Annotated in this window: 9 protein-coding genes; 2 read left to right on the top strand and 7 right to left on the bottom strand. The window is 75.0% G+C overall.

The window, feature by feature from the left end; translation table 11 throughout:
- Window positions 1–195: 195 nt before the first annotated feature.
- The 3 genes from ACIPAE_RS08460 to ACIPAE_RS08450 form a co-directional block, all read right to left on the bottom strand.
- A complete protein-coding gene (locus ACIPAE_RS08460; RefSeq protein ID WP_402443768.1) occupies window positions 196–1,884 on the bottom strand; it encodes a DUF885 domain-containing protein in 1,689 nt (562 codons plus the stop codon).
- Window positions 1,885–2,102: 218 nt separating this feature from the next.
- Window positions 2,103–3,590, bottom strand: coding sequence for a GNAT family N-acetyltransferase (locus tag ACIPAE_RS08455; RefSeq protein WP_402443766.1), 1,488 nt, complete (start codon window positions 3,588–3,590; stop codon window positions 2,103–2,105).
- An 81-nt stretch (window positions 3,591–3,671) separates the two neighbouring features.
- Entirely contained in the window at window positions 3,672–5,273 is a 1,602-nt protein-coding gene (locus ACIPAE_RS08450) for a PLP-dependent aminotransferase family protein (protein WP_402443764.1), read from the bottom strand.
- A gap of 47 nt (window positions 5,274–5,320) precedes the next feature.
- Here ACIPAE_RS08450 and ACIPAE_RS08445 point away from each other — a divergent pair, with 47 nt between their 5' ends.
- Window positions 5,321–6,307, top strand: coding sequence for a DMT family transporter (locus tag ACIPAE_RS08445; protein ID WP_402443762.1), 987 nt, complete (start codon window positions 5,321–5,323; stop codon window positions 6,305–6,307).
- Between the two features lie 425 nt (window positions 6,308–6,732).
- Here ACIPAE_RS08445 and ACIPAE_RS08440 read toward each other — a convergent pair whose 3' ends face one another.
- Together ACIPAE_RS08440 and ACIPAE_RS08435 are read right to left on the bottom strand one after the other, a co-directional pair.
- Window positions 6,733–8,211, bottom strand: coding sequence for an NCS2 family permease (locus ACIPAE_RS08440; RefSeq protein ID WP_329372994.1), 1,479 nt, complete (start codon window positions 8,209–8,211; stop codon window positions 6,733–6,735).
- Between the two features lie 320 nt (window positions 8,212–8,531).
- Window positions 8,532–9,278, bottom strand: a complete 747-nt coding sequence (locus tag ACIPAE_RS08435; RefSeq protein ID WP_402443760.1) for an SDR family oxidoreductase — start codon at window positions 9,276–9,278, stop codon at window positions 8,532–8,534.
- Window positions 9,279–9,635: 357 nt separating this feature from the next.
- On the opposite strand from ACIPAE_RS08435, the gene ACIPAE_RS08430 reads away from it, so the two are divergent.
- Entirely contained in the window at window positions 9,636–10,400 is a 765-nt protein-coding gene (locus ACIPAE_RS08430) for a GntR family transcriptional regulator (protein ID WP_402443758.1), read from the top strand.
- Window positions 10,401–10,581: 181 nt separating this feature from the next.
- On the opposite strand, the gene ACIPAE_RS08425 is transcribed toward ACIPAE_RS08430, so the two are convergent.
- Both ACIPAE_RS08425 and ACIPAE_RS08420 read right to left on the bottom strand, forming a co-directional pair.
- Window positions 10,582–11,739, bottom strand: a complete 1,158-nt coding sequence (locus ACIPAE_RS08425) for an ROK family protein (RefSeq protein ID WP_328459958.1) — start codon at window positions 11,737–11,739, stop codon at window positions 10,582–10,584.
- Window positions 11,740–11,973: 234 nt separating this feature from the next.
- A complete protein-coding gene (locus tag ACIPAE_RS08420) occupies window positions 11,974–12,855 on the bottom strand; it encodes a helix-turn-helix domain-containing protein (RefSeq protein ID WP_402443755.1) in 882 nt (293 codons plus the stop codon).
- Between the last annotated feature and the right edge of the window lie 109 nt (window positions 12,856–12,964).

Below are 12,964 nucleotides of genomic sequence, written 5' to 3'. Positions count from 1 at the left end.
CCGGCACCCGCGCACACGGACCGCGGAAGGTGTGCGCGAGGAACGTGATGACCCCCTCCAGGCACCCTACGCCCTGGTCACCCGCCCCGGCAGGGCCTCTCGCGCAACTGTGCCGGCACCCTGGCGGGGCGGGTGCGGCGGGCCCGCCGATCATGGACCGCCGCACCCGCCCGCACCCGCCCGCGCCGTACGGGCTCAGAGCACGGACAGCTCCGCGAGGAGGTCGTCCAGGCCCAGCGAACCGAGCGAAAGCGCGGCCATGTGCCATGCCTTGAGGTCGAACGCGTCGCCGCGGGCGGCCCGGGCGGCGGCCCGTCCGGCCAGCCAGGTGCGCTCGCCCATCTTGTAGCCGATCGCCTGCGCGGGCATGCCGAGGTAGCGGATCACCTCGCTGTCGATCATCTCCGCGGGGCTGCCGTTGTGGGCGGCGAAGAAGGCGTGGCCGAGCTCCGGCGTCCAGCGCTCGCCGGGGTGGAAGGGCGAGTCGTCGGGGATGGCCAGCTCCAGGTGCATGCCGATGTCGATGATCACCCGCACCGCCCGCATCATCTGCTTGTCGAGGTAGCCCAGCCGCCGCTCCGGGTCGGTGAGGAAGCCGAGTTCGTCCATCAGCCGCTCCGCGTACAGCGCCCAGCCCTCGGCGTTCGCGCTGACGATGCCGATGGTGGCCTGGTAGCGGGAGAGGCTGTCGGCGATGTGCGCCCACTGGGCCAGCTGGAGATGGTGGCCCGGCACGCCCTCGTGGTACCAGGTGGAGACCAGGTCGTAGATCGGGAAGCGGGTGTGGCCCATCGTCGGCAGCCAGGTGCGGCCCGGGCGGCTGAAGTCCTCGGTGGGCGCGGTGTAGTAGGGCGCCGAGGCGCCGCCCGGCGGGGCGATGTGCGCCTCCACCCGCTTGACCCGCTCGGCGAGTTCGAAGTGGGTGCCGTCCAGCGCGCGGATCGCCTCGTCCATCAGGCCCTGAAGCCACTCGCGCACCTCCTCCACGCCCTCGATGACGGTGCCGTGCGTGTCGAGGTGGCGCATCACCTGCCACGGGTCGGTGTCCGGCAGGATCTTGCCCGCCTCCGCGCGCATCTCGGCGATCAGCCGGTGGAACTCCGACCAGCCGTACGCGTACGCCTCTTCCAGGTCCAGGTCGGCGCCGTTCCAGTAGCGGGACCAGCGGGCGTAGCGCTCGCGGCCCACCGTGTCGGAGGCGCCCTGGACGGCCGGCGCGTACGTGTCGCGCAGCCAGTCGCGGATCTGCGTGAAGGCGGCCGTGGCCTCGCCCGCCGCGGCGTCCGACTCGGCCCGCAGTTCGGCCGGGCTGTCGGCGGTGAGCTGGGCGAACCAGCTTCCCGCCGCGCCGTCGCCGACCCACGTGCCGAGCTGCTCGATGACGGTCTCCACCTGCTTGGGACCGCCGTGCAGGCCGCGGGACAGCCCCTCCTCCAGCGAGGCGCGGTAGCCGGCCACCGAGGCGGGCACCGCGCGCAGCCGCGCGGCGAGGTCGGCGTGGTCCTCCGCCGTCGCGGTCGGCATCAAGGTGAAGGTCTCGCGGATGGCGTGCAGCGGGGAGTTGATGTTGCTGACCGCGCGCAGGTGCTCACCGGCCTCGTGGATCTCGATGTCGGCGGAGAGCCGGTCCCGGAGCAGGCGCGCGCAGCGCCGCTCCTGCGGGCTGTCGCCGCCGGGCCGCGCCTCGGCCTCGGCCAGCCGGGCCAGCGTCTCCCGCGCCAGGTCGGCCAGCGCCTGCGAGCCGGCGGGCGAGTGGTCGGGCAGCCGGCGGGCGCTGCCCGGCGCGCCGATGTACGTACCGAGGGACGGGTCGAGGGCGACCAGGTCGTCGACGTAGGCGTCGGCGACCTGGCGGGGCAGTGGGCTGCTGGTGAGAGTCGACATGCGGCCATCTTCGTATGACGGGTGGCGCGGCGTCACCTCGGTTGATCGCGCGGTGCCGGGGCGCCGTCGCTTCGCCCGCTCATGGCGGCAGGTGATCCGCCCGGCGGCAGGGCGGATTCACCGACTCCCCGCCGCCCGGCGGCTCCTGGCGGGCGCGCACGGTCTCGCCGCGGCCACCGGCCGCCTCGTACGCGGGTGTCCGCTCTCGCGGTACGCCGTCACACCGGGCGGTCGATCGCCGTCCAGGGCAGCGGCGCGGGCGTGCCGTCGGGCGAGGCGGGCAGCGTGGCCGTGATCACGAGGGTGCCGTCCTCGACCTGGTAGTCCAGCGGCAGGTCCAGCTCCCGCATCGCCGCGGTCATCCCGGTGTTGGTGGAGCGGGTGACCGCGTAGACGCTCTCGCGGCCCGCGTGCGCGGCGAGTTCGACGAGCCTGCGCAGCAGCGCGGCGCCGATGCCGCGGCGCTGCCAGGTGTCCTCGACGAGCAGCGCCACCTCGCTCTCGTCGCCGTCCCACAGCAGATGGCCGAGGGCGACCAGCCGGCCGGCGGCGGTCTCGACCGCGAGCGACTGGCCGAAGCGCGGGCTGAGCAGGTGGGTGAGATAGCGGTCCGCGTCGCCGACGGGGCCGTGGTAGCGCTGGGTGAGGGTGCCGGGCGAGCAGCGTTCGTGCATCGCGAGCGCCGCGTCCAGGTCCTCGGGGTGGGCCCGGCGCAGGCTGATCTCCTGGCCCGCGGGGAGGGTGAGGACGTCGCGGTGGTGCGGCACGCGCACGCCGAGCCGGGCGTCCAGCTCCACCAGGGCGCGCGCCCGGGCGAATTCGGTGGGCGTGAACGGCAGGTGCTCGCGGCGCACGGTGATCACGCCACCGGACGGGTCGCGCAGCCGCATCACCGTCGGCGCGTCCGCACCGGAGCGGGCGGCCGCGGTCCGTCCGTCCTGCTCCACCGGCTCCTCGCGCCCTTCCTGCCAGCCGATGCGCGCGTCGATGCTCGCGTCGATGTCCTCGTTGATGTCCTCGTCGAGCTGCCCGGCGGGCGTCGAGCTGATCGTGCAGCGGCCGAAGAGCTGGCGCAGCGCCAGCGGCAGTTCGGCGGCGTCCAGCGCGGTGCGGGTGGCCAGAGTGAGCATCCGGGTCGGCGTGTCCACCAGGTCGTGGGCGTCGGCCCGCTCCAGCCAGGTGTCGGTGCCGCCGGCGTCCGCGACGGATGCGGCGAGGGCGGCCGCCGGGAGCGCGGCCGGCGCCCGCAGCAGGAACTCGTCCACGGTGCCGTCGGCCAGCGGGTGCGTCTGGAGGGTGACGATGTCCACCCGGTGACCGGCCAGGGCCGTGCACACCGCGCCGAGCGTGCCGGGGGTGTCGCGTACGGTCGTGCGCATCCGCCACAGCGTGGTCGCGGCCGGGGCGGAGTCCGAGGCAGGGTCCGCGGCTGTGTCCGTGGCGGGGACGGGGGAGGCGCCGGCCGGGGCGGGCGCGCCGGGCGCGAGCCGTACGGAGCCGCGGACGCGCCACCACGTGCCCAGGCCGGCGGCGACCAGCAGGCCGCCCGCCGAGACGATCGCCAGTGCTCTCCCCTCCGGGTCGGCGCCCACCATGGCGGCCACGGGGCCCGAGGCGGCAGTCACGGCCGACAACGCGGCCACGAAAGCGAGTTCACGGCCCCTGTGACGGCGCCGTGCGGAGGCAGAGGAGGTCGGATGCGGCATACGGCAACCATGCCGAACGCGTGTTGCGCGATCACGAACACACCGTGACCGGACGGTAAAGGGGTGCTCTTTTCGGTTAACTCATCGTATGAGCCGCTTCGCCGCCTTCGGGTTCCCGCGCCGGGCGCCGTCGCCCCGGTTGCCGTCGCCCGGGTTGCCGGCGCCCCGGCCGCCGTCGCAGGTGCCCAGCGCCCGCACCGCCCGGCCGATCGCCTCCGGTGCCAGGTGCGCGTAGCCGACCACGAGGGCGACCTCGTCCGGGGCCGGCGCGTCCGCCGTGGCCGCGTCCCGGGCGGGCGCCGCGCGGTAGTCCGACAGCGGGCGCAGCCGGATACCGGCCGCCGCGGCCCGCGCGAGGAAGCTCTCCTGCGGCCCGTGAACGGCCGGCAGCGTGACGATCGCGTGCAGCCCGGCGGCGATGCCGCTGACCCGGGCGCCCGGCAGGTGCTCGGCCAGGGCGGTGAGGAGGGCGTCCCGCCGCAGCCGGTAGAGCCGCTGGCAGCGGCGCAACTGCCGGTCGTACTGCCCGGTGGTGAGGAAGTGCGCGAGGACGGCCTGCTCGGTGACGGGGTTGCCCAGGTCCATGGTCCGCTTGCGCGCCGCGGCCTCCGCGACCACGTCCGGCGGTGCCACCAGCCACCCCAACCGCAGCCCCGGCGCGAGGGACTTGCTCACCGACCCGGTGTACGCGACACGGCCGGGCGCGAGTCCCTGGAGCGCGCCGACCGGCGCCCGGTCGTAGCGGAAGTCCCCGTCGTAGTCGTCCTCGACCACCAGGCCGTCCACCGACCGCGCCCAGCCGGCCAGTTCGGCGCGCCGGGGCGCGGAGTACGCCACCCCGGAGGGGAACTGGTGGCAGGGCGTCACGATCGCGGCGCGCACACCCGTGGCGGCCAGCGCGTCGACCCGCAGCCCGTCGGGATCGACCGGTACCGGCACCGCCGACAGGCCGACCGCGGCCAGCAGTTCGCGCAGTTCCGGGCTGCCCGGGTCCTCCACCGCGACCGCCCGGTGGCCACGGGCCCGCAGCACCATGCCGAGCAGGGTGTGCGCCTGCGCCACCCCGGAGACCACCATCACCTGGTCCGGCTCCGCGGCCACGCACCGGCGCCGTACGAGCAGTTCGGCCAGCGCCTGGCGCAGCTCCGGCAGGCCGCGCGGGTCGGGGTAGCCGAACGCGGTGTGCGGCAGTCGGGTCACGATCCTGCGGTGCGCGGCCGACCACGCCGCCCGCGGGAAGAGCGAGAGGTCCGGCAGGCCCGGCCGCAGGTCCGCGGGGCCGCCCCGGTCGTCCTCGGCGAAGCCGCTCGCCACGGGCACCGCGGGGCCGGCGGAGGTCCGCGCCACCCAGGTGCCCGACCCCTGCCGGCCGGTCAGATAGCCCTCGGCGGTCAACTGCTCGTAGGCGTCGGTCACCACGCCCCGCGACACGCCCAGATCGGCGGCCAGCGCCCGGCTCGACGGCATCCGCACCCCGGCCGCCAGGCGCCCGGAGCGCACCTCCTCCCGCAGCGCCGACCGGAGCGCCCGGCCGCGCCCGCGCGGGGCGACGTCCAGCGACGGCAGCAGCACCTCCCACGCGGCCATGCCCCCGGGACGCGCGCCCGGCGGATCGGCCGGCGCGTCGCCCGACCCGCCGCCGGACCCGCCGCCCGCCGCTGAAGTGGTTCCCCTACTTCCCATGAAAGTGGACCTTAAAGCAGACCGCCTCGCGTCCGTACGGTCCGGGTATGAACTCCTCCTCCCGCAGCGGCGCGCTCTTCGCCGCGGTCGCCTGCGTCCTGGTGGGCGCGTCCTTCACCGCCGGCGGCGCGCTCGTCCACTACCCGCACGCCGGCGGCCAGGCACTGCGCTACGGCGCCGCGTTCCTGCTGCTGGCCGGTCCGGCGTGCCGCGGTGGGAGCGGCCGGCTGCGCGCGCTCGGCGTACGGCGGTGGGCGCTGGTCGCGGCCGTCGCCGCGGTCGGCATGGTCGGCTTCAACCTGTCGGTGCTCGCGGCGGAGCGCACCGCGCAACCCGCGGTGCCCGGCGTGCTGGTGGGCTGCGCGCCCGTGGTGGTGGCCGTGCTGGTCCCGCTGGCCGCAGGACGCCGGCCGGGCAGGGCCGTCACCGGGGGAGCGGTGCTGGTGGCGGCGGGCGCGTTCGCCGTGCAGGGCTGGGGCGGCACGGACGGCCGGGGCCTGGCCTGGTCGGTGGCGGCGCTGGGTGGCGAGGTGGGCTTCGCGCTGCTGGCTGCGCCGCTGGTACGGCCGCTGGGCCCGCTGCTGCTGTCCACCTGCGTGTGCGGGTTCGCCGCGGTGGAGGCCGCGGTGCTCGCCGCGGTCGGCGACGGGTTCCGTACCCCGACCGGACCCGAGGCGCTGGCGCTGGGCTGGCAGGCGGTCGTCGCGACCGTGATCGGGTTCGTGTGCTGGTACGCCGGGTTCCAGCGGCTGGGCACCGAGCGGGCCACGCTCTTCTCCGGGCTGATCCCGGTCTCGGCGGCGCTGACCGCGCCGGTGGTCTCGGTCGGGACGCTGGGGGCGGGCCAGTTGGCCGGCAGCGCGCTGGTCGCGGCGGGCGTGGCGGTCGGCTCGGGCGCGCTGCGCGGGGTACGCGGGGTACGCGGGCGGGCGTACGGTTCCGGCGGCGGCTCGGCGCTGCGGGAGGCCCCCGGTACGGCGTTGGGCGGCCCGGCGGGCGGGGAGGAGCCGGTGCCGGCGGCGCGTCGGCGCTGAGCGGGGGCGGGCCGGGGCGGCCCGGGAGGGCCGGTCGCGGGTGCGGCGGAGCGGTGCGGGAACGGCGGGGGAGCGGTGCGGGAACGGCGGGGGAGCGGTGCGGGAACGGCGGGGGAACGGCAGGGCGCACAGGTCGGAAACCCCGTTCGCATTTATGCGCGCGGGGCGGGAACTCCGCCGGGATGGGGGGAGTTGTCTCAGTACGGGCCGGTGCGCGCACCGGCTCGGCCAGCGGCTCCGACCGGGCGCCCCCGTCCCGGTCGGAGCTTCGAAGCCCGTCCGCGTGTCTGCCTGCCCCCTCCTCCGGCGGACCGCGGACGGCGCGGGGGAGGGCGCGGGCCCGGCGGGCACGCCGGTTCCGTACGGCCGTCGGGCCGCTCGTCCGCGGGAGCGCGGTCCCGGCCGGACCGCCCGCCGGGGCCGGGCTACTTGACGCCGAACGCCTGCTGGAGCGGGTCGATCGCGAAGTAGGCGAGGAAGAAGAGCGACACGCACCACACCAGCGGGTGCACCTCGCGGATCTTGCCGAGCGCTGTCTTGAGCACGACGTAGGACAGGAAGCCGGCGCCGATGCCGTTGGTGATGCTGTAGGTGAAGGGCATCACCGCGATGGTCAGGAACGCCGGGATGGCGGTGTCGTACTCGGTCCAGTCGATGGTGCGCACCTGCGCCATCAGCAGGAAGCCGACCGCGACCAGCGCCGGCGCCGCCGCCTGCGAGGGCACCACCCCGGCCAGCGGCGACAGGAAGAGCGCCAACGCGAACAGCACGCCGGTCACCACGCTCGCCAGCCCGGTGCGGGCCCCCTCGCCGACGCCCGCCGCCGACTCCACGTACGCGGTGTTGGAGGACGACGACGCCATGCCCCCGGCGACCGCCGCCGCGCCGTCGATGAACAGCACCCGGCCGATGTTCGGCACCCGGCCCTCCTCGTCGAGCAGGCCCGCCTCGCTGGAGATGCCGACGATCGTGCCCATCGCGTCGAAGAAGTCCGACAGCACCAGCGTGAACACCGACAGGACGCAGGTCACCACACCGGCGTCGCGGAACCCGCCGAACAGGCTGAACTGGCCGACCAGTCCGAAGTCCGGGGTGGAGACGGCCTTGTGCGGAACGCTCGGCGGGTTGAGCCCCCAGGCCAGGTCGGGGATGTCCGCGATCTTGTTGACGACGAGCGCCACGATCGTCATGACCACGATGCTGATCAGGATCGCGCCGCGCATCCGGCGCGCGACCAGGGAGATGGTGAGCAGGACGCCGACGCAGAAGACCAGGACCGGCCAGCCGGTGAGGGTGCCGGTCCCGCCGAGCTGCACCGGGGTGGTGGTATTGGCCGCGTCCGGGATACGGCTGACGAACCCGGCGTCGACCAGGCCGATGAAGGCGATGAACATGCCGATGCCGACGGCGATCGCCTTCTTGATCGCCTGCGGGATGGCTTCCATGATCGCCTGCCGCAGGCCGGTGACGACCAGCACGCAGATCAGCAGGCCCTCCAGGACGACCAGGCCCATCGCGTCCGGCCAGCTCATCTTGGGCGCCAGCTGGTAGGCGACCACGGCGTTGAGGCCGAGCCCGGTGGCGATGGCCAGCGGCAGGTTGCCGCCCACCCCCATGATCACCGTCATCACCGCGGCCACGAGCGCGGTGACGGTCAGCACCTGCGCCGGGGAGAGGCTGGTGCCGTACTTGTCCAGCACCGGGTGGGCTTTGCTGCCGCTGAGGATGAGCGGGTTGAGCACCAGGATGTAGGCCATCGCGAAGAAGGTCGCGAGCCCGCCCCGCACCTCCCGCCCGGGCGTGGAACCCCGCTGGGATATCCGGAACCAGCGTTCCAGCAGGTGGCCGGCCGGCGGCGGCGCGGGTGCGGGCTTCACGGCGTCGTCGGCGACGGAACCGGGCATGGTGCTCCTCTGAAGTTGTCCGAAGTCGGTTGCGGGGCAACCGGATTGTGCCCCCGCGGGGCGCCGCGCGGGTTACCCCCGGGTTACCCCGTATCACCGTCGGGTTTCGGCCATGCTCAGGTCAACACTTGTGCCGCGGAAAGATCACCGCGGATGCGGCTCGACGCGGTAGGTGAGGCGTGCGGAGCGGGTGGGTTGCCCCGCCGCCCGGTCCGTACGCCGCCCGATACGCCGCCGCTCGGTTCGCCCGGTTCGCCTGGGCCGCCCGGGCGGACCGCCCGCCGCCGGTGCCGCCCGCCCGGCCCGCCGCCCGCCGGTGGCTACAGCCCGCCGGTCACCCGCAGGACCGCACCCGTGGTGTACGACGCGTCGGGCGAGAGCAGCCACGCCACCGCGCCGGCCACCTCCTCCGGCTGCCCGGGGCGCCGCATCGGGATGCGGTCGCTCTTGCGCCACGGCCGCTGCGCGTCACCCATCGCCGCGTGGATGTCGGTCACGATCATCCCGGGCTGCACGGAGTTGACCCGCACGCCCTCCTCGGCCAGTTCCTTCGACAGGCCGACCGTCATCGCGTCGACCGCCGACTTGCTCGCCGCGTAGTGCACGTACTCGCCGGGGCTGCCCAACGTGGCCCCGCCCGAGGAGATGTTCACGATCGCGCCGCCCTCCCCGCCGTACCGCGTGGACATGTCCAGCACCGCGCGGCGGGCACAGATCAGCGCGCCCATCACGTTGACGTCGACGACCCGGCGCATCACCTCGACCGGGGTCTCCGCGAACCGGCCGAGCGGGCCGGTGATGCCCGCGTTGTTCACCAGGCCGGTGGCGGGGCCGAGTTCGTCGCGCACCGCGCCGAAGAACGTGTCGACCTGCTGCTCGTCGCTGGTGTCGACCTGGTGCACCAGGCAGGTCCCGCCGCCCGCGCGGATCTGCCGGGCCACGTCCTCCGCGGCGTCCTTCGCCCGCTCGTAGCCGATCGCGACCTGGTGGCCGGCATCGGCCAGCCGCAGCGCCACCGCCGCCCCGATGCCGCGGCTGCCGCCCGTGACCACGGTGACCTGCTCCATCGCCCTGCTCCTCGCTGTGCCGTTCGCCATGTCGCGCTGTGTTCGTGCCGTGTCCGTGCCGTGCGGCGTCGTGCCCTCGGCGCCTGCTCGGCCCGGCCGTGCTCCGTCCCCGCTCCGTCCCGCGGAGATCACGAACGCTATTGCAGCACACCGTCAACATCGTATGAACGTCACATGTATCCGGTTCCGCCACGCATGGGTGGGTTCGAGGATTGGTCTTGACCAAGTTTGCGACGCGCCTCTATCGTCCTAGTAGTGCAAGGACCTTTAATAAACACTGGTTCGGAAACAAGGCTTAACAAGGTGTGACCCCCGGCAGGGTCCGGCGGCCACGACCACGGCGATTGCGAGGACAGGGTGGGGACCACGCAGCTCGAAGCGGTGCAGGAGCCGAAGTACTGGCACCTCAAGACCGTGCTGAACGACGCCCTCGACTCGGAGTTCGAGGTCGGCGAGATCCTGCCCAACGAGCGTGACCTCGCCGCGCGCTTCGGCGTCGCGCGGGCCACGCTCCGCCAGGCGCTCGAACAGCTCGAGCTGGAAGGCCGGCTCCAGCGCAGGCGCGGCGTGGGCACCACCGTGGCGCCGCCCAGGATCGGCGTGGCCGTCGGCCCGTCGGCGAACGTGTGGCCAGGTGCCGTGCGCGACGCCTGGAACACCGTGGGCTGCGTCGAGGCCGCCGCCCCCGCCCCGATCGCCGCGCTGCTCGGCACCGACCGCGAGGAGGCGGTGCACACCGTCCGGCGCGAGCGGGTCACCCAGGGCCAGCCGGTCGCCACCGAACTGCTCTACGTGCCGGCCTCGTCCGTGCCCGGGCTGTCGACGCTGCTCACCCCGGCCGAGCACGGCCCCGCGGTGCTGCGCGAACTGCACGTCCTGGAGCTGGAGGGCGAGGACCGCTCCGTCGAGCTGGGCTCGGCCCGCGCCGAGGACGCCAAGCAGCTCGACCGGCTGCCCGGCGCGCCCGTCCTGGTGGTCACCACCCGCTACTACGCGGCCGGCCGCGTCGCCGCCGCCTCCGTCGCGACGTACCGCGCCGACACCTGCCGGCTCACCTTCGGCGACTCCGGCGCGCTGGAAGTGCTGCACGACCAGCCCGGCAGCCGCCGCCAGGCGTCCTGACGGCCGGGCCCGAACCCGGCCCGCCCGCGCTCCACCCCCGGCCCGCTTCCGTGAACCACGGGAGCGGGCCGCGGTCGTGCGCGTACGGCGCCGCGCGTCCCGGGCCCGTACCGGCGCCGCACGCGGTACGCCGTATCCGACCCGGTTCGACCGGCCGGCCGCCCCGACCGGCCGAGTCCGCTCAGTGCCGGGGCAGCGACGTCTGCTCGACCGCGAACAACTGCTCCTCCACGTGGTCCAGCGCCAGCCGCAGCGCCCCCGTGGCGATCGCCTCCTGGCCCAGCGCGGACAGCACCACGTTCGGCGGCCGCAGGCAGTAACGCGCCAACTCCGCGCGCAGCGGCTCCAGTACGCCGTCGAGACCCGCCGCCCAGCCGCCGACCACCACCAGTTCCGGGTCGATCGCCAGCACCAGCGCGGCCACGTCGTGCACCAGCCGGCGCAGGAACCGGTCCAGCGCGTCCTTCGCCTGCACATCGCCCTCGCGGGCCAGCGCGAACACCCGCTCCACGGCGGGCTCGTCCAGCGGGTGCAGCGGGGTCCCGGTGGTCGACAGCAGGTGCTCGGGGGTCACCTCGCGCCCCAGCAGGTGCAGCGCGCCGATCTCCCCGGCCGCGCCGCCGAAACCGCGGTGCAGCCGCCCCCCGATCAGCGAACCGGCGCCCGGGCTCAGCCCGGCCAGCACGAACACCACGTCGTCCGTGCCGACCGCGGCGCCCTTCCAGTGCTCGGCGACCGCGGCCAGGTTCGCGTCGTTCTCCACCAGCACCGGGCAGCGGAAGGAGCGTTGCAGCCGCTCGCCGAGCGCCAGCCCGGTCCAGCCCGGCAGCGCCGTGCCCAGCCGCACCTCGCCGCCCGCCTCCACGATGCCGGGGCTGCCCACCCCCACCGCCCACAGCGTGCTGCGCGCCACGCCGGCCTTGCGCAGCAGGTCGGCGACGGTGCCGCGGACCCGGTCGATCCGGTCGTCGGCGCCGGCCGCCTCCGCCACGTCGTGGCCGAGCGTGTCCAGCACCTGGCCGCTGAGGTCGGACAGGACCGCCCGCACCTGGTGCGCGCCGATCTCGACGCCCAGCAGGTGCCCGGCCTCGGCGTGGAAGCGGAACCGGCGGGCCGGCCGGCCCTGCTTGCGGGTGTCGCCCGGCTCCGGGGCGACCTCGACCACCAGGTCCGACTCGGTGAGTCCCTCGATGACGCCCTCGACCGTCGGGCGGGACAGCCCGGTGGTGTGCACCAGCTCGGTGAGCGTGGGGGTCTGCGCTCCGCGCAACGCGTGGAGGACGACCGCGGAGTTGATCCGCCGGAGCAGGGACGGGTCCCCACCGGTGAGGCGCTCCAAGGTGTGTCCTCCCAGCCTGTACCTGTGTGTGGCGGATCGTACCCGGCGCGGAGCCACCCGGCGAGTGCCACCGGGCACGCTTCCGCCCGACTGCGCCCGACCACGCCCGGCCGGCCCCGCACCGGCCTGCCGCGTGCCACCGCCGCACACCGTACGACCTGCTGGGACGCCGGCGCAGCGGAGCCCGGATGCCGGCCGGCATCGGGTCGCGTCGGTGTCCGCGCGGCGAAGTTATCAGGGTTGCGACGAGGCGCGCGCGGGGCGGGGTCCGCTGGACCACCGCAGGAGGAAGTCCAGCGCGTCGCGGGAGTTCGCGTCGTGGGCGGTGTACGCGGCCAGCAACTGGTCGGCGTCGGTGTCGACGGACAACTGCTGGACGTCCAGGGTCAGCTCGCCGGCGGTGGGGTGGCGCATGCGCTTGGTCAACTGCCGGGGCCCGGCCACGCGGTAGTCGGCCCACCAGGCGCGGAAGTCCGCGTCCTTCTCGTTCAGCTCGGCGATCAGGGCGCCGAGGTCCGGGTCGTCGGGATGCCGGCCGGACTCCATGCGCAGCACCGCGACGCACTCTCGGGCCACCACCGGCCAGTCCACGTACTGCGCGCGGAAGGCGTCGTCGAGGAAGGTCAGGCGGATGATGTTGCGCCGGGCCGGGGGCAGCGCGGCGAAGTCGGTGAGCAGGGCGGCCGCCGCGCGGTTCCAGGCCAGGACGTCCATCCGCCGGTGGACGACCATCGCCGGGACGTCGTGCATGTCGTCCAGGAGCTGCCGCAGGCGCGGTGCCACGTCCGGCAGCCCCGGGGCGCGGGCGGCCTTGCGCGGGGAGAGGTCGGCGAGGCCGAAGAGGTAGTCGCGCTCGTCCGGCGTCATCCGCAGCGCGTCCGCCAGGGCGTCCAGGACGGCGCGGGAGACCTTGCGGGTACGCCCCTGTTCGAGCCGGACGACGTAGTCGAAGCTCACGTGGGCGAGCTGCGCCAGCTCCTCCCGGCGCAGCCCCGGCACGCGGCGCAGCCCGCCGTGGTGCGGCAGCCCGGCCCGGCGCGGGTCGAGGGCGGCACGGCGGGCGCGCAGGAACTCGCCCAGCTCGTTGCCGTCTCCGGGTTCGTGGTGGCGGTCCATACCGTCAGTCTCCTCCCGGACGCGGCGGGGTGCCTGGTACCGGACTCCCTAGGCACACCCCTCCCTGGCACCGGGCATCCCACGGCGTGACGGTGGAGCGTGTGGCCAC

The organism is Streptomyces sp. NPDC087270 (assembly GCF_044744625.1).
In the GTDB taxonomy this organism is placed as follows: Bacteria; Actinomycetota; Actinomycetes; order Streptomycetales; family Streptomycetaceae; genus Actinacidiphila.
The sequence above is the reverse complement of the archived record's forward strand: the minus strand, read 5'-3'. Positions and strand labels throughout refer to the sequence as shown.